Genomic DNA, 14,867 nt, shown 5'->3' with positions numbered 1-14,867 from the left:
GCCAGCGGTGGGACTGGGAGGAGTTGAACCTCCGACCTCACGCTTATCAGGCGTGCGCTCTAACCACCTGAGCTACAGTCCCGCGTCACGCCACCGGGCGTTTGGCTGGACGGTCGCTCCGGTGGGAGCGGACCAACAACGGTCTAAAAGAACAGAGGCCGAGGCCTCGTGGATGGGTCGCCATCCGGCGGGCACAGAACATAGGGAGGCTTTGAGAGCCTACCCATGAAGCGCCTTCGAACACCCGGTGACACCGAGGTTGAGAGAGAGAAGCATAGCGAGCCCATGTCGGCCACCAGCGCAGAGCGCTGCGGGCAGAGGAGCGTCGAGCTCTGTGAGAGGTAATCCAGCCGCACCTTCCGGTACGGCTACCTTGTTACGACTTAGCCCCAGTCACTGAGTTCACCTTCGGCCGCTCCCTCCCCGAGGGGTTGGGTCACGGACTTCGGGCGCCCTCAACTTCCATGGCTTGACGGGCGGTGTGTACAAGGCCCGGGAACGTATTCACCGCGTCGTTGCTGATACGCGATTACTAGCGATTCCAGCTTCACGGAGTCGGGTTGCAGACTCCGATCCGAACTGAGACCGGCTTTATGGATTCGCTCCTCCTCGCGGAGTGGCTGCCCATTGTACCGGCCATTGTAGCACGTGTGAAGCCCCAGGCGTAAGGGCCATGATGACTTGACGTCGTCCCCACCTTCCTCACTGCTTGCGCAGGCAGTCTCGCTAGAGTCCCCGGCATAACCCGCTGGTAACTAGCGATAGGGGTTGCGTTCGTTGCGGGACTTAACCCAACATCTCACGACACGAACTGACGACAGCCATGCAGCACCTCGCTACCAGTCCGAAGAAGGGTCCCTTTCAGGACCTGTCCGGTAGCGTTCGAGCCTGGGTAAGGTTCTTCGCGTTGCATCGAATTAATCCACATGCTCCACCGCTTGTGCGGGCCCCCGTCAATTCCTTTGAGTTTCAACCTTGCGATCGTACTCCCCAGGTGGGATGCTTAACGCGTTAGCTTAGACACTGCACCTGAAGCGGTGCAACATCGAGCATCCATCGTTTACGGCGTGGACTACCAGGGTATCTAATCCTGTTCGCTCCCCACGCTTTCGTGCCTGAGCGTCAGTACCCGTCCAGCTATCTGCCTACGCATTAGGTGTTCCTCGTGATATTTACGCATTTCACCGCTACACCACGAATTCCGATAGCCTCTCCGGGACTCAAGACTTGCAGTATCAAGGGCAATTCACCGGTTAGGCCGGTGGCTTTCACCCCTGACTTACAAGCCCGCCTGCGCACCCTTTACACCCAGTGATTCCGGACAACGCTTGGACCCTCCGTATTACCGCGGCTGCTGGCACGGAGTTAGCCGGTCCTTATTCGTACGGTACCGTCAGACCTCCCCGAGAGGAGGTGTTCTTCCCGTACAAAAGCAGTTTACGCCCCTGAGGGGTGTCTTCCTGCACGCGGCGTGGCTGCGTCAGAGTTTCCTCCATTGCGCAATATTCCTCACTGCTGCCTCCCGTAGGAGTCTGGCCCGTGTCTCAGTGCCAGTGTGGCGGATCATCCTCTCAGACCCGCTACGGATCGTTGCCTTGGTGGGCTGTTATCCCACCAACTAGCTAATCCGACGCAGGCTCATCCTCAGGTGGCCGAAGCCTTTGGTCGGTGGTCCATGCGGACCTCCGACGTTATGTGGTATTAGCCACGGTTTCCCGTGGTTATTCCCCGCCTGAGGGCAGATTGCCTACGCGTTACTCACCCGTGCGCCACTTTACTCAGGGCCCGAAGGCCCCTTTCTCGTTCGACTTGCATGTGTTAAGCCCGCCGCCAGCGTTCGTCCTGAGCCAGGATCAAACTCTCCGTAGTAGAGAGGTTGATCTCCTGATGAGTCCGAAGACTCGGGTCAGGGATCGAGTTGCGATGCCGTCTCCGACATCGCCTGCTGTTGAGCTTTTTTGGTTGGACTGCCGAAGCAGTCCAGGTTGACTTATTCTCGTCTGTCCGCTACCCGCTGGCGAACCAGTGGGAGAGCGGCCGACGAGGGCTCGCTATGCTTCCAATCTCTCAATGAACGGTGCCGAGGAGAACGGCTGGTCGAGACCAGCTTTGCTTCCAGGGCGTCCTGCCAATCTACGGATTCCGTAGCCAGGTGTCAAGCGCTTCACCGTCTCTTGTCTTTCGATTCCGAGACCCGGCAGATGCCGGATGGCGAGGCCCCTGCCCCTCGCGAGAGGGGAACCCATGGTACGGGTCGGATGCTGCCGACCGCAAGCGCCGCGGCGGGGTTCACGAACCCTTTGCCGGGCCGCCTCGCGGGGCGGTCTGATCCGTCATCCGATAGAGAACAGGGCGGCTCGGCGTTGGTCGCGGACGACCATTCCCTTGCTGCGGAGAACCATGGTACGGACCTATTCCGGGGGTGTCCATGGACAGGCGATGGAGAGGAGGTGAGGCGATTGTGAGGGCGGAGGCGCCCGGCAGATCGGGTATCTTTAAGGACGCGCCACCGATGCCCGGGGCGCCCCCTCGTCCCCCTCATCATGGCACGCTCCGATCACGGAGGCTTCCTGTCCGTTCTCTCCGACCGCGCCTTTTGGCTCGGCCTCGTCGCGATCGCTCTGGGACTCGTCCTGTTCGCCCTGTTGTTCAACTTCGCCGTGATGCCAATCTGGACGCGGCATGACGCGGCGGTGACCGTCCCCGACGTGAAAGAGCTGACGCCAGACGACGCACAGAACACGCTCTTGCTCGCCGGGCTGGAGTGGGAAGCGCGCGAGCAGCCCTACAACCCCAACGTCCCAGCCGATGTGATCGTCGACCAGAGCCCAGCAGCGGGGACGATGGTGAAGCCCGGCCGGCGCATCTACTACTACGTCAACGTCAGTCCGAAGCAGCTCGTAGTGGTGCCCCGGGTGATCTCGCTGTCGGAGGCGAAGGCGCGCGAGGACATCGGAGACCGCGGGCTGGTGGTGGACCGCGTCGAACTCGACACGGTGCGGACGCCCTATGAGAACACCATCACCCGCCAGGAGCCGGCGGCGGAGAGCCGCGTGCCGGTGGGGACACGCGTGACGCTCTGGATCAGCCCGGGCGTCGAGAACGGCCGCCAGGTGACGGTACCCAACGTCGTTGGGATGTCGGTCAGCGAGGCGCGCGCGGCGATCAGCGACGCCGAGCTGTGGGTCGATTCGCCGCGGGCGGTCGAGGGCCAGGTCGTCCGCCAGGAACCGGATCGGGGCGAGCGTCTCAATCCGGGGCAGGAGGTCCGGATCTACACGGCGGGCCAGTAGCTGATCCCGGCCGCCTCGGCGGCGAGGTGGGCGGAGCCGGTCAGTCCTCTAGGTAGACGGCCGGCTCGCTCGGGTCCACGACGACGCGCTCATCGTGTTTGGTTGGGATGACCTTCCCCACGAAGTCGGGGTGGACCGGGACCTCGCGGTGGCCGCGATCGACGAGCACGGCGAGGCGGATCGTCTTGGGCCGGCCGTACTGGAGGACGGCGTCGAGCGCAGCGCGAGCCGTCCTCCCAGTAAACAGCACATCGTCCACGAGGAGGACATCCCGGCCTTCAGCGCTCGGCGCGTCGTCGGGAAGAGCGGCTTGGTCTCCGTCTCGGTCATCGCGGAAACCGGCGATACTCAGCGCGTGCCGTTCGATCGCTTTGCCCGAAGCCTGTTCCAGGGCGTCCGCCAGTCGATCGGCGAGCGCGGCGCCGCGGCTCTTGAGGCCGAACACGAGCAGCCCGTCGACCCCACGGTTCCGCTCGATGACCTCGTAGGCGAGGCGCGTGACGGTGCGGCGGACGCGCTCAGGCGTCATCAGCGGGGTCCGGCTCATGGGGATGCACCGGGCGCCAGTTCGGCGCGGTGGACGGTGACCGCGTGGCCGGTCAGCTCGACCCGGTCGCCAACGACGCGGACGCCGACGTGGCCGCCGCGGCGGGACGCCTGAAAGCAGGAGACCTCGTCACGCCCCAGTTCCGTCGCCCAGTGGGGGCCGATGGCGCAGTGGGCAGAGCCCGTCACCGGGTCCTCTGGGACGCCCGCACCCGGCGCGAAGAACCGAGAGACGACGTCGTAAGGAGAGGACTCGTCAGCGCGGGCCGTCAGGATCACGCCCCGCGCGTCAAGCCCCGCGACGGCCCCGAGGTCGGGCGTTGCGCCGCGGACTGCGGCCTCGCTCTCGAGCACCACGAACCCGTCGAACCGGCTCCGCCCCGTCCACACCGGCTCGACGCCGAAGGCCTCGGCGACGCCGTCGAGGTCGGCCGCCTCGGGCGGCGTGGCGGGGAAGTCCATCGTGTAGGTCCGCTCGCCCGATTGGCGAACGGTGAGGCGACCGCTTCGGGTGTCGAACCGTACCGTCTCCTCGGGACCCACGTGCCCCACCTCATATAAGAGGTGCGCGCTAGCGAGCGTCGCGTGGCCGCAGAGGTCGACCTCGACCTCGGGCGTGAGCCAGCGGAGATTGAAGGCCCCGTCGTCGCCAGGCGTGAGGAAGGCTGTCTCGGAGAGGTTCATCTCGGCCGCGAGGCCACGCATCCAGTCCTCGGCCGCCGGCGCATCAAGGAGGCACACGGCCGCCGGATTGCCCTCGAACGGGCGCTCGGCAAAGGCGTCGACGACGGTGACGATCATACTTCGGCGACCTCTTCCGTCTTGTTCGGACACGCCTCGCGACGGCAGGTCCCGTAGACCGTCAATGCGTGGCGGGCCACGTCGAAGCCATAGATGTCGGCTACGGTCTCCTGGATCTCTTGGAGCCGCGGGTCACAGAACTCGAGGATCTCGCCACAATCGACGCAGATGAGGTGATCGTGCTGCCAGTAGGCGTAGGCCCGCTCGAACTTGGCCTGCTGCTGCCCGAACTGGTGACGGACGGCGAGGTCGCACTCGATCAGCAGGTCGAGCGTGTTGTAGACCGTCGCCCGAGACACGCTCACGCCTTCGTTCCGCAGGCGCGTGTATAAGGTGTCGGCGTCGATGTGGTCGGACGTCGCGTAGAGCGCGTCGAGGACCGCGATCCGCTCGGGCGTCCGCCGCTGGCCCCGATCCTTGAGGAAGGAGAGGAACCGCTCGCGGACCTCTTCGAGCTGGGACTTGGTGAGCGACATCGTTTCGATGGGAAAGGGAAGGACCTCAGACCACGCGGCGGCGGATCCAGCGGCTCGGGACTGGCACCGGCGCGGACGCCGCTCCGTTCCCGACCGCGGCCGGCGCCGCGTCGAGGCTGACCAGGCCGGCCGCCAGCCGTGCCGTCTCGAGCGCCGCCTCGGAGGGCGCGAGCGTAGCCGGGTCGAAGTGGTTCGCAACGTAGCCCGTGTCGAAGTCGCCCGACACGAAGGCGGGGTTCCGCATGACGGTCCGGCAGAACGGGATCGTCGTCCGAATCCCGGCCACGTCATACTCCGCGAGCGCGCGACCCATCCGGCGGATGGCCTCCTCACGAGTCCGCGCCCAGGTGCAGAGCTTGGCCACCATCGGGTCGTAGTAGACGGGCACCTCGTCGCCTTCTTCGACGCCGGCGTCGACCCGGACGCCGGGGCCAGAGGGCGGGCGATGCCGGAGGAGCGGGCCCGGGGCGGGGAGGAAGCCGGCCGGCACGTCCTCGGCGTAGACCCGGCATTCGACGGCGTGGCCCCAGATCTCCAGGTCGTCCTGCCCGTAGCCAAGCGGCTCGCCCTCTGCGATGCGGATCTGCTCGGCCACGAGGTCGAGGCCCGTGATCAGCTCCGTGACCGGGTGCTCGACCTGGAGCCGCGTGTTCATCTCGAGGAAGTAGAAGTCGCGGTTCGCATCGAGCAGGAACTCGACGGTGCCCGCTCCGACGTAGTCGCACGCCTTCGCCGCCTGCACCGCGGCCTCTCCCATCGCGGCCCTCAACTCCGGCGTGAGCACGGCCGACGGAGCCTCCTCGATCACCTTCTGGTGCCGCCTCTGGATCGAGCACTCCCGCTCGAACAGGTGGACCACGTTCCCGTGACCGTCCGCCAGGACCTGGATCTCGATGTGTCGCGGCCCCACGAGGTACTTCTCGACGTAGACGCGGCCGTCGCCAAACGCGTTCTGCGCCTCGCTCCGCGCCCGCTCGAACGACTGGGCGAAGTCCTCCGCCCGCTCGACGACGCGCATCCCCTTGCCGCCGCCGCCAGCCGCGGCCTTGACCAGCACGGGGTACCCGATCTCGCCCGCGACCCGCTCCGCCTCGGCGGGGTCGTCGATGGCGTCGGGCGTGCCGGGGGCCATGGGGACGCCGGCCTCGGCCATCAGCTTGCGCGCCTCCGTCTTGTCGCCCATCGCCGAGATCGCGGCCGGCGGCGGGCCGACCCAGACGATCCCCACCTCCTCGACGGCCTGCGCGAAAGCGGCGTTCTCCGAGAGAAACCCGTAGCCCGGGTGGATCGCATCGGCGCCCGACCGGCGAGCGGCCTCGATGACCTTGTCCACCGCGAGGTACGACTCGGACGAAGCGGCCGGCCCGATGGCGACGGCCTCATCGGCGAGGCGGACGTGGAGGGCGTTCCGGTCGGCCTCAGAGTAGACGGCGACCGTGCGGATGCCCCGCTCGCGGCACGTCCGGAGGACGCGGACGGCGATCTCCCCGCGGTTGGCGACGAGGAGAGTACGGATCGGGCGGGGTGTCATCACGTCGCGGTCTGGGGCGTTGGCACGGTGTCTGTACCGGGGAATCCCCGACCGGGTGTCATGCGTCCATTGGCAGAACGCGTGCCCCGAGCGGCCCGCCTTGAGAATCCCCTGATGGCTGAAGTTACCGACTACTACACGCTCCTTGGCGTCCCGGAGACCGCGTCTCCGGAGACGATCAAGCGCGCGTACCGGTCACTCGCGCGGGACTCTCACCCCGACCGGAACCCAGGCGACCCGAACGCCGAGGAGCGGTTCAAGGCCGTCCAGCGAGCCTATCACGTGCTCTCGGACCCGCGCCGGCGTGAGTCCTACGACGAGGCCCGCCAGTCGCTCTTTGGCGGCCTGGGCGGCGGGCTCGACGGCCGCTCCCGTCCGTCGTCCAGCCGCACGTCGCCGTTTGGGCCCGACGGCTACGACCCGCTCGTCTCGCTCTTCTTCGGCGACGAGCCCACGCCCGCTGGTCGCGGCGCCGATGTCGAGGCGCAGGTCAAGCTCACCTTCGATCAGGCCCTGCGCGGTGGTCGCACCGAGGTCCGGCTGGTCGACGGCGAGACGGTCCGGCTGACCGTCCCGAAGGGCGTCCGCTCCGGCCTCAAGGTTCGCGTGCGCGGTCGTGGGCGGGCCGGTGGGACTGGGGAGCGCGGCGACCTCTACGTCACGTTCCGGGTCGACCCGGTGGCCCGGTTCCGGCGTGAAGGAGACAACCTCCACGTGGTCGAGATCGTCTCCGCCGTCGAGGCCATGCTCGGCGCGACTCGCTCGATCACGAACGCCTACGGCCAGACGATCAAGGTCCACATCCCGCCGGGCACGCAGCCGGGCGAGCGGCTCCGGCTCCGCGGCCAGGGCGTCGAGACCGACTCGCGCCGCGGTGACCTGTTCGTCGAGGTCCAGGTGACCGTCCCGCGCTCGCTGACCGACGAGCAGCGCGAGGCGCTCGAGGAGGCCGCCCGCCGCGTCGGCCTGCTGTAGCCGACTCTCTCCGCCTCGGCGCCGAGGCGGACCCGGTTGGCGGTAGTCTCCGGCGGATCCCCCCGCCGCCATGCCGCCGCTTCCGTTCCGGTACCGCCTGCTCCGCGGCGTCGTCCGCGCGATCGTGCGACTGTTCTTCAGTGAGGTCGCCGTCGCCGGCCGCTCGAACGTGCCGACCGACCGCGGAGGGCTCCTCGTGGCGTGGCACCCGAACGGGCTCATCGACCCGGCGCTGATCCTCGCGACGGTCCCCGGCCGGATCGTGTTCGGCGCGCGCGACGGCCTCCTCCGCTGGCCGATCGTCGGCCCGATGATGCGTGGGCTGGGCACGGTGCCGATCTACCGCGCGGTCGATCAGGAGGGGATGAGCCCTGAGCAACGGCGCGCGGCGAACGAAAAGAGCCTCGGGGCCCTGGCGGACGAGATCGCCGGCGGCTCGTTCTCGGCGCTGTTCCCGGAAGGCGTCAGCCACGACCAGCCCCACCTCGCCGAGATCCGGAGCGGAGCGGCCCGCCTCTATCTCCAGGCCCGTGCCCAGACGCCGCCCGGCCAGCCACCGCCCGTCATCCTCCCGGTCGGGCTCCACTACGAAGACAAAGACGTCTTCCGAACGGACGTCCTTGTGGCGTACCACCCGCCGCTCGACCTCGACGCGCTCGGGATCGACCCAGACGCGAACACGCGCGAGACGGCCGAGCGACTTACCGAGGCGATTGAGGACGCGCTCGAGCGGGCCGTCCACCCGACGGCGTCGTGGGAGCTCCACGCGCTCATGCACCGGGCGCGGACGCTCATCGCGGCCGAGGCCGCCGCCCGCCGCGGCGAGCGCGCCGCGCCCGAGACCGTCCTCTCGCGGACGACCGGCTTTGCCCAGATCTGGGAGGGCTACCGCGTCCGCTCCGAGACGCACCCCGGAAAGATCGCGGCGCTCCGCGAGGCCACGACGGCGTACCACGAGTCACTCCGCCGGCTCGGCCTGGACGACGCGGCGCTCGATCACCCGCCGCGCCTCGGCTCAGGCGTCCTCGTCGTGGGGGCACTCCTCCAGGCCCTCGCCGTGCTGCTGCTGCTCCCCCCACTCCTCGTCGTCGGGTTCGTCGTCAACGCACCGCCATACTGGTTGCTGAAGCCGCTGGCGAGACTGGCGGCGAAGGCCGAGAAGGACGCGGCCACGGTCAAGATCTTCGGCGGGCTCGTCCTCTTCCCGCTCGCGTGGATCACCGCCGGCGTCCTGGCCGCGCGCGGCGTCGTCCGCCTCGGCGACTCGCTCCCCGGGTTGCCCGAGGTGCCCGTGGTCGTCGGCCTCGTGACCGTGCTGCTGAGCGCGATCGGCGGCGTCGCCGCGCTGTTCTACTCCGAGATCGCCATCGGCGCGTGGCGGGCGGTGAAGGTCCGGGTCGCGCGCTGGCGCTACCACCACCAGCTCGACGACCTCCGCATCCGCCGCGCCGACCTCCACGACCGGTTCCTCGCGCTCGCCGAGGGCCTGAGGCTGCCGCAGAGCGTCGTGCGCGGCAGCTGACCCCGTCCGCCTCGACGCGGCTGCGGGGGCTCGCCAGATCATCGACGCTCGGTACGACGACGGCGCCCTTGCCGCGCAGCGAGCCTCAGCAGCAGCTGGCCCCACCAGACGCCTCAGCGTCGCCGGTCGCCGGAGCCGGGGCGCAGTCGAACAGGCCGAAGTGCGTCGAGCGGTCGCCGAGGACCTCGAAAAAGCGGCCGTAGCGCGTCTCCTGGACCATCGCCGCCGAGTTGCCACAGACGAGCATCGGGCGGTCCTTCTCGAACAGGTGGTGGTCGTCGAGGCGGAACGCGTGGCGTGGGCCCTCGACGCCGCCGCGGTAGATCGCGACCTGTCCGTAGTCCTCACAGCGATCCTCGATGAGGTCGGGCAGCTTGAACGCGCGGATCGTGCGGGAGACGAAGCGGGCGTTGCCGAGTTTGTCCGCGAGCGCGGGGTCTTCCACTTCAATGGGGCTCTCGGCGACGGTCCGGACGTCGGCCCAGCCGAGGCGGGCCATGAGGCGGCGGAAGTCCTCGGTGTAGAGCGCTCCGCCGAGGCACTCGCCCACGAGAACCGGGTCCTGGCGCACGGCCTGGGGCAGCCGCCGGTCGACGAACACGTCGGAGAAATAGAGCTCGCCGCCGGTCCGCAGCACGCGCGTGATCTCACGAAACGCGGCCTCCTTGTCGGGCGCGAGGTTAAGGACGCAGTTCGAGATCACCACGTCGACCGACGCGTCCTCGATGCCGATCGCGCCGAGGTCCTCGATCACGCCGAGGCGGAAGTCGGTCGTCGGGGTTTCGTGTCCAAGTGCGTCGGCGACGGCCTCGCGGTGACGCTGGGCGACCTCGATCTGCTCGGGCGTCATGTCGACCCCGATCACGTGGCCGTCGGGCCCCGCCAGCGCCGCGGCCACGAACGCGTCGCGGCCCGTGCCGCACCCGAGATCGAGAACGGTGCACCCGTCGAGTGCGGGCGGAATGGGCGAGCCGCATCCGTAGAACTTGGTCAGCACCTCGTCGGGGAGGAGCGACAGGATCGGCTTGTGGTGCTCGGGCACGGCCTCGTCGGAGCAGCACGCGCTCGTCTTGAGGTCGGTGGAGGACTGGAGCGTCTGGCCGTAGTACGTGCGGACCTGGTCGTGCGTGAGCGTCGGCGGTTCCATGCGTCGGAGGGGGGCGAACCGGAGGATAGTCCGACCTCGACTCGGGATCCTCCCGGGAGCGTCACGCCGCGACGGGATGCCGGTCTTCGCCTACAGAACGCGATCCCCCGGGCCGAGACGGCTTAGGAATGGCTGAGAATTGGCCGGATCCGCCGACAGGCCACCCACGGACATCGGCTCGATTCGACGATTTCGACGGTTCGGGCCGGCATCGGGCCGTGACAGAGCGGGGGGCTGTCTGAATCTGCCGCGGGACCGGCCGATAGCTTTTTCCCGGGGCGTCCGCGCCCCTTTGAGCCCTGGCCTCTCGACCCATGGACCGCCGCGCCTTCCTGACGCGCCGCCGGCCCGCGCCGGCCCCCCACCCCGCGCACGCCTCCGCCTCGGCAGACCTCTCGCCCGTCTCGGGCGCGTGGACGGCCGCGCGCGCGGCCCACCTCGTCCGCCGGACCCACTTCGGCGCGGCGCGGGCCGACGTCGTCTCCGCCCTCGTCCGCGGCAGCGCCGAGGCGGCCGTGGACGCTCTGTTGAGCGCCGCCACCGCGAGACCGCTCCCCGACGAGCCGGGCTGGGCCAATCAGACGACGACGAACGGCGGGACCAACATTCAGCGGCTCTACGAGTGGCAGCGCGGGTGGTACGCCGAGATGATGGAGGGCGGCCTCCGCGAGAAGCTGGCCCTCTTCTGGCACGACCACTTCGCGACGGCGCAGGTCACCTATGAGCAGGCCTCGTTCGCCGTCGACTACCTCACGTTCCTGCGCGAGCGGGCCGTCGGCGGGTTCCGGCCGCTCCTGGAGGGCATCGGGAAGCGGCCGGCAATGCTCCGGTTCCTCGACAACGACACGAACGAGGCGGGCAACCTCAACGAGAACTACGCCCGCGAGATCATGGAGCTGTTCTCCATGGGGATCACGGGCCCCGACGGACAGCCGAACTACACGCAGGACGACGTGGTCGAGGCCGCGCGCGCGCTCACCGGTTGGGTCGTGGACGAGGGCGCCATCCGGGGCCGCTTCCGTGCGGAGCGCCACGACGCGGGCGCCAAAACCATTCTCGGGCGGACCGGCGCGTGGGGCCACGACGACCTCGTCCAGATCCTGTTCGACGAGCGGGCCGACGCCATCGCCCACTTCCTCGCGGGCAAGCTCTACGCGTGGTTCGTCCACCCCATCCCGAACGCGGGCGTCGTCGTGGCGCTGGCGGGTGTCCTCCGTCAGTCGAACTTCGACATCCCCACCGCACTCCGGGCGCTCCTCACGAGCGCGCACTTCTACGACCCGGCCGTCGTCGGGGCGCGGCTGAAAAGCCCGATGGAGCTGGCAGTCGGCGTGCTCCGCGAGCTTGGCGTAACGCCGAGCGCCGCGGCCCTCGAGACGGTCCGGATGCGGACGCAGTCGATCGGGCAGGAGGTGCTGAACCCGCCGAGCGTCGAGGGCTGGCCCGGCTACGACGACCCGCTCGAGTACCGCGCGTGGGTCACGACCGGGACGATCCCCGAGCGCCGCGGCCTCGCCGAGGCCGTGATCTACGGCGAGGACGGCTTCGCCGACTACGACCCGCTCCCGCTCGTCGAGCAGGTCTCGGACCGCTACGACCCGTACCGCCTCGCCCGCGACCTCGCCGACCACCTCCTGGCGATCCCCCTCACCGACGCCGCGGCCGATGAGCTCGCCGAGCAGACGGTCCTCGACGGCGTGCCGATGTCGTACAGCCGCGAGGAGCGGGGCGGGTTCTGGGTCGAGATCGTCGTCTCGGCCGAGCCCGTGGCCCGCGAGCGGCTCCGCCACCTCCTGGCGGCCCTCGTCAACCTCCCCGAGTACCAGCTCGTCTAGGCCATGTGCGATCATCATCACGCGTCGACACGGCCCGAACGGACGCGCCGCGCCATTTCGCTCGATTACGGTCGCGACCACGACCGCGACCACGCCGCCTGGTCCCGCCGCGATTTTCTGACGGGGGCGACGACCGCCGCGGCCGGCGCCTTCCTCCTCGGGAGCGGTGCCCACGCCCGAACCGTCCGCGCGTCGTCGCACACGCCCCTGCTCCGGTCGCTTGGGAGCGTTGAGACCGATCGCGTGCTCGTCATCATCCAGCTCGGAGGCGGAAATGACGGGCTCAACATGGTCGTCCCGTACACGAGCGACGCCTACTACCGGCGCCGCCCGCAGATCGGGCTGCCGGGCGCATCGCTCATGACGCTCGACGGCGACTACGGGCTGAACGGGGCGATGAGCGCGCTGGAGGGGATGTGGGGCGAAGGCGACCTCGCCGTCGTCCACTCGGCGGGCTACCCGAACCACAGCCGCTCGCACTTCCGCTCGACCGACATCTGGGCGTCGGGCTCGGCCGCGAACCAGACCTGGAACGACGGCTGGACCGGCCGGAGCGTCGACCGGATGTTCCCGGGCCACGTCTCGGACCCGCTGCCGTACCCGGTGGCGGTGCGGATCGGCGGGGCGTCGTCGCTGCTGACGCGCGGGGCGGGCGGCGCGCTCGGGATGAGCTTTTCCAACCCCGGCCAGTTCGACCGGCTCGCGCAGACGGGCCAGTTCTACGACGAGGGCGACGTGCCGGCGACGCTGGCGGGCGAGGAGCTCCGGTTCGTCCGCGAGATCTACAACTCGGGCCTCCGCTACCGCGACGCCGTCTACAGCGCCAGCCAGTCGGGCCAGAACGCCGCCGAGGCGGGCTACCCCGGCGGCGGGCTCGCGTCGTCGCTGGCGTCGGTCGCGCGGCTCATCAAGGGCGGGCTGGCCTCGCGGATCTTCGCCGTCTCGATCGGAGGCTTCGACACGCACTCGGACCAGCTCGACCGCCAGACGGGCCTGCTCCGACAGATCGCCGAGTCCGTCGCGGCCTTCTACGCCGACCTCGGCGCCGACGCGGACCGGGTCCTGACCATGACATTCTCGGAGTTCGGCCGGACGATCAGCCAGAACGGCTCGTTCGGGACCGACCACGCCGAGGCGTCGCCGCTCCTCGTGTTCGGCGGGGGCGTCGGCGGCGGGCTCTACGGCGACGGGCCGGGCTCCGTCCTCGATGGGCTCAGCAACAACCAGAACGCGCTCCCGATGTCGGTCGACTTCCGACGTGTCTACGCGAGCGTCCTCACCGACTGGTTCGGGATGCCGGGCGAGGAGACGTCGGCCGTGCTCGGCGGCGGGTTCTCGCCGCTCTCCGGCCTCGTGTCGATGCCGATCACCTCCGCCGAGCGCGCGCCCGAGGCCGACGGTCTCCGCCTCGGGGCGCCGTCGCCCAACCCCGTCGCGGGTCGCGCGGCCGTCCCGTTCACGCTCGCCACCGGCGGCCCCGTCGTGGCCGAGGTGGTGGATCTCCAGGGCCGAACCGTGCGCGTGCTCCTCGACGCCGAGCGGCCGGCCGGTTCGGGCTCCCTCTCGATCGACGCCCGTGGGCTCGCCGCCGGCCTCTACCTCGTCCGCCTCCGCACACCGCGCGCGGCGCGGACCGTCCCCCTCACCGTCGTCCGCTGACTCATGCGCCGATTGCTCCTCCCGCTCCTCCTCGCCGTCGTCGGCTGCGACGCCTTCGGCGGCGGCGACGTCGTCCGTCAGGACGCCGCGGCCTTCCCCGTCCTCGTCGACGGCCGGTGGGGCCTCATCGACGCCGACGGGCGCTTGGTGGCCCCGCCGGCCTTCGACTTCGCCGACGAGGTGTTCAACGACCGGGCCGCGATCCGCCAGGGCGCCGTATGGGGGTACGCGCGGCCGGACGGGTCGGTCGCCGTCGAGCCCCAATACGTGGCGGCCGGACGGTTCGAGGGCGATCTCGCACCCGTCCGCACGGCGACCGAGGGCTGGACGTACATCGACCGCGACGGCGCACGTGTCGGGGCCGCGGGCTACGACAGCGCCGAACCGTTCTCCGACGGTCGCGCGGCCGTTCGCCAGGGCTTCCTGTGGGGCTACATCGACGAGTCGGGGGGGGTCGTGGTCGAGCCGCAGTTCGCGGCGGCCGGTCCGTTCGTCGAGGGCCTCGCGCCCGTCCAGGCCGCCGACGGCTGGCAGTATGTCGACCGCTCCGGCAGCGTCGCCTTCGGCGGGATGTTCGCCGAGGCGGGCCCGTTCTCGGCCGCCGGGCTGGCGCCGGTCCGCGAGGCCGGCAGCGAGGTCTGGAAGTACGTCGACCGCTCTGGCCGGATCGCGCTGAACACGACGTTCGAGGCCGCCTCGCCGTTCTCGGAGGGCTACGCCGCCGTCCGCGTCGGCGGGCGGACGGGCTTCATCGGGACCGACGGGGCGTTCCTCGTCGGGCCGAAGCTGGCCGAGGCCAGCGCGTTCTCGGAGGGCCTCGCAGCCGTCCGCTTCAACAACCGCTGGACCTACGTCTCGCGCGACGACGGCCTCATCGTCGCCAGCCCGGCCTACGCGTCGGCCGCGCCGTTCCGCGGCGGCCTCGGTCAGGTCACGACCGGCAGCGGCGACAACCTCCGCATCGGCTACGTCGACGCCGAGGGCGCCCCTGTCTGGGAGCCCCAACGATAGCACATCCTCACACCATGTCATCCTGAGCGGAGCGATCTCGTGTCGCTCGCCTCGGCCCTCCGACGGACGCA

General features: G+C 69.6%; 11 protein-coding genes, 1 tRNA gene and 1 rRNA gene. 6 read left to right on the top strand and 7 right to left on the bottom strand.

Going from position 1 to position 14,867, the window contains the following annotated elements; translation table 11 throughout:
• Positions 1 to 8: 8 nt before the first annotated feature.
• Positions 9 to 82 (bottom strand) — tRNA-Ile (locus BSZ37_RS03480).
• Between the two features lie 252 nt (positions 83 to 334).
• Positions 335 to 1,869 (bottom strand): 16S ribosomal RNA (locus BSZ37_RS03475).
• A gap of 674 nt (positions 1,870 to 2,543) precedes the next feature.
• On the opposite strand from BSZ37_RS03475, the gene BSZ37_RS03470 reads away from it, so the two are divergent.
• Entirely contained in the window at positions 2,544 to 3,293 is a 750-nt protein-coding gene (locus tag BSZ37_RS03470; RefSeq protein ID WP_095509205.1) for a PASTA domain-containing protein, read from the top strand.
• 40 nt (positions 3,294 to 3,333) lie between these two features.
• Here the strand turns inward: BSZ37_RS03470 and pyrR are convergent, their stop codons facing one another.
• The 4 genes from pyrR to accC are packed head-to-tail and all read right to left on the bottom strand — an operon-like array spanning position 3,334 to position 6,647.
• Complete coding sequence (pyrR, locus tag BSZ37_RS03465) at positions 3,334 to 3,840, bottom strand: bifunctional pyr operon transcriptional regulator/uracil phosphoribosyltransferase PyrR (protein ID WP_095509204.1); 507 nt, start codon at positions 3,838 to 3,840, stop codon at positions 3,334 to 3,336.
• Positions 3,837 to 4,640: a PhzF family phenazine biosynthesis protein gene (locus BSZ37_RS03460; RefSeq protein ID WP_095509203.1), complete on the bottom strand. Its 804-nt coding sequence runs from the start codon at positions 4,638 to 4,640 to the stop codon at positions 3,837 to 3,839. The genes pyrR and BSZ37_RS03460 overlap by 4 nt, the downstream gene beginning before the upstream one ends.
• The gene (locus tag BSZ37_RS03455; protein ID WP_095509202.1) at positions 4,637 to 5,116 is read right to left on the bottom strand and encodes a Fur family transcriptional regulator; all 480 of its coding nucleotides are present in this window, start codon (positions 5,114 to 5,116) and stop codon (positions 4,637 to 4,639) included. The genes BSZ37_RS03460 and BSZ37_RS03455 overlap by 4 nt, the downstream gene beginning before the upstream one ends.
• A 25-nt stretch (positions 5,117 to 5,141) precedes the next feature.
• Positions 5,142 to 6,647, bottom strand: a complete 1,506-nt coding sequence (gene accC, locus BSZ37_RS03450; protein WP_095509201.1) for an acetyl-CoA carboxylase biotin carboxylase subunit — start codon at positions 6,645 to 6,647, stop codon at positions 5,142 to 5,144.
• 114 nt (positions 6,648 to 6,761) lie between these two features.
• On the opposite strand from accC, the gene BSZ37_RS03445 reads away from it, so the two are divergent.
• Positions 6,762 to 7,622 (top strand): DnaJ C-terminal domain-containing protein, encoded by an 861-nt coding sequence (locus BSZ37_RS03445; RefSeq protein ID WP_095509200.1) that lies wholly within the window; start codon positions 6,762 to 6,764, stop codon positions 7,620 to 7,622.
• 70 nt (positions 7,623 to 7,692) lie between these two features.
• Positions 7,693 to 9,144: a 1-acyl-sn-glycerol-3-phosphate acyltransferase gene (locus tag BSZ37_RS03440; RefSeq protein WP_095509199.1), complete on the top strand. Its 1,452-nt coding sequence runs from the start codon at positions 7,693 to 7,695 to the stop codon at positions 9,142 to 9,144.
• Positions 9,145 to 9,229: 85 nt separating this feature from the next.
• On the opposite strand, the gene BSZ37_RS03435 is transcribed toward BSZ37_RS03440, so the two are convergent.
• Positions 9,230 to 10,291 carry a methyltransferase domain-containing protein gene (locus BSZ37_RS03435; protein ID WP_095509198.1) on the bottom strand — a complete coding sequence of 354 codons (1,062 nt, stop codon included), beginning with the start codon at positions 10,289 to 10,291 and terminating at the stop codon, positions 9,230 to 9,232.
• 314 nt (positions 10,292 to 10,605) lie between these two features.
• On the opposite strand from BSZ37_RS03435, the gene BSZ37_RS03430 reads away from it, so the two are divergent.
• The 3 genes from BSZ37_RS03430 to BSZ37_RS03420 are packed head-to-tail and all read left to right on the top strand — an operon-like array spanning position 10,606 to position 14,796.
• The gene (locus BSZ37_RS03430) at positions 10,606 to 12,126 is read left to right on the top strand and encodes a DUF1800 domain-containing protein (protein WP_095509197.1); all 1,521 of its coding nucleotides are present in this window, start codon (positions 10,606 to 10,608) and stop codon (positions 12,124 to 12,126) included.
• Positions 12,127 to 12,129: 3 nt separating this feature from the next.
• On the top strand, positions 12,130 to 13,785 hold the full coding sequence (locus tag BSZ37_RS03425) for a DUF1501 domain-containing protein (RefSeq protein WP_095509196.1): 1,656 nt from the start codon (positions 12,130 to 12,132) through the stop codon (positions 13,783 to 13,785).
• A gap of 3 nt (positions 13,786 to 13,788) precedes the next feature.
• Positions 13,789 to 14,796, top strand: coding sequence for a WG repeat-containing protein (locus tag BSZ37_RS03420; protein WP_095509195.1), 1,008 nt, complete (start codon positions 13,789 to 13,791; stop codon positions 14,794 to 14,796).
• The last annotated feature ends 71 nt before the right edge of the window (positions 14,797 to 14,867 follow it).

Source organism: Rubrivirga marina (genome assembly GCF_002283365.1).
Taxonomy (GTDB): Bacteria; Bacteroidota; Rhodothermia; order Rhodothermales; family Rubricoccaceae; genus Rubrivirga; species Rubrivirga marina.
Note: the sequence above shows the minus strand (reverse complement) of the source record. Positions and strands in the feature narration are given on the sequence as shown.

Coding starts and splice junctions, on each gene's coding strand:
- BSZ37_RS03460 (WP_095509203.1), bottom strand. CDS start 4,640: ATGATCGTCACCGTCGTCGACGCCTTTGCCGAGCGCCCGTTCGAGGGC.
- BSZ37_RS03420 (WP_095509195.1), top strand. CDS start 13,789: ATGCGCCGATTGCTCCTCCCGCTCCTCCTCGCCGTCGTCGGCTGCGAC.
- BSZ37_RS03425 (WP_095509196.1), top strand. CDS start 12,130: ATGTGCGATCATCATCACGCGTCGACACGGCCCGAACGGACGCGCCGC.
- BSZ37_RS03455 (WP_095509202.1), bottom strand. CDS start 5,116: ATGTCGCTCACCAAGTCCCAGCTCGAAGAGGTCCGCGAGCGGTTCCTC.
- BSZ37_RS03430 (WP_095509197.1), top strand. CDS start 10,606: ATGGACCGCCGCGCCTTCCTGACGCGCCGCCGGCCCGCGCCGGCCCCC.
- BSZ37_RS03440 (WP_095509199.1), top strand. CDS start 7,693: ATGCCGCCGCTTCCGTTCCGGTACCGCCTGCTCCGCGGCGTCGTCCGC.
- BSZ37_RS03435 (WP_095509198.1), bottom strand. CDS start 10,291: ATGGAACCGCCGACGCTCACGCACGACCAGGTCCGCACGTACTACGGC.
- BSZ37_RS03470 (WP_095509205.1), top strand. CDS start 2,544: ATGGCACGCTCCGATCACGGAGGCTTCCTGTCCGTTCTCTCCGACCGC.
- BSZ37_RS03445 (WP_095509200.1), top strand. CDS start 6,762: ATGGCTGAAGTTACCGACTACTACACGCTCCTTGGCGTCCCGGAGACC.
- accC (WP_095509201.1), bottom strand. CDS start 6,647: ATGACACCCCGCCCGATCCGTACTCTCCTCGTCGCCAACCGCGGGGAG.
- pyrR (WP_095509204.1), bottom strand. CDS start 3,840: ATGAGCCGGACCCCGCTGATGACGCCTGAGCGCGTCCGCCGCACCGTC.